Consider the following 500-nt stretch of genomic DNA (forward strand, 5'->3'; position numbering starts at 1 on the left):
GCCGTCGGGGTCATCGATTCGTCTGGATTACAGCGAACATCCACCGATTCTCGCGGTGCGTTTGCAAGAGCTGTTTGGTCTGGCCGATACGCCACGGATTGCCGGTGGCCGGCAAGTGGTCAAGCTGCATCTGCTCTCGCCGGCGCGGCGGCCGGTGCAGGTCACGCAGGACCTGGCCAACTTCTGGCGCAGCACCTATGCCGAGGTGAAGAAGGATCTCAAGGGGCGCTATCCGAAGCACTATTGGCCGGACGATCCCTTGGTCGCCGAAGCCACGGCGCGGGCGAAACCACGCGGCACCTGACCCGCAATGGCTGCGCGCCATTAGCCCATCCGTGCTAATTGCCCTTGGTTGTTCCGGCTCGCAAAATCGCCGCCTGAACAATAACAGCCTTGTTGCCTGGCAACTTGCGCCCAAGGAACGGAACTGCCCATGACCACTTTTTTCAAGCTGAAGAAGTTGATCTTCTTGTCGGCTGCGCTATTGGCCGCCTCCAGTT

1 protein-coding gene is annotated in these 500 nt (G+C 60.4%); it reads left to right on the top strand.

Annotation, left to right across the window (positions count from 1 at the left end; genetic code table 11):
• On the top strand, positions 1-304 hold a 304-nt coding region (locus J5M71_RS27455; RefSeq protein ID WP_279382392.1), incomplete at its 5' end, for an ATP-dependent helicase C-terminal domain-containing protein.
• Positions 305-500: the final 196 nt, after the last annotated feature.

This window comes from Pseudomonas sp. 43(2021) (genome assembly GCF_017490805.1).
Taxonomy (GTDB): Bacteria; Pseudomonadota; Gammaproteobacteria; order Pseudomonadales; family Pseudomonadaceae; genus Aquipseudomonas.